Origin of the sequence: Amycolatopsis eburnea, from assembly GCF_003937945.1 — a bacterium.
In the GTDB taxonomy this organism is placed as follows: Bacteria; Actinomycetota; Actinomycetes; order Mycobacteriales; family Pseudonocardiaceae; genus Amycolatopsis; species Amycolatopsis eburnea.
The window spans coordinates 1-272 of the sequence record NZ_RSEC01000072.1; the positions used below are offsets into that span (position 1 = coordinate 1).

At 66.9% G+C, this 272-nt stretch carries 1 protein-coding gene; it reads left to right on the plus strand.

The window, feature by feature from the left end; genetic code table 11:
- Positions 1–272, plus strand: a 272-nt coding sequence (locus EIY87_RS47465) for a hypothetical protein (RefSeq protein ID WP_148106227.1), incomplete at both ends; no start/stop codon positions are given.

Sequence of the window (272 nt, forward strand, 5' to 3'; positions counted from 1 at the left end):
GACTGGGTCTCCGGCGGTCTCGGCATGCTGTCGCTGGCCGGGGAAATCGCCGGGGCGGCGATCGACCCGTTCGGGTACCTGATGTCGTCGGTGGCGTCGTTCCTGATGGAACACGTGCAGCCGTTGAAGGACATGCTCGACTCGGTGGCGGGCAACCCGCCGGTGATCCAGTCGTATGCCGACACGTGGGGCAACGTGTCCAAAGCGCTCGGGGAGCGCAAGACCGACTTCGACAACGCGGTCAAGAACGGCACCACCGGCTGGACCGGCGC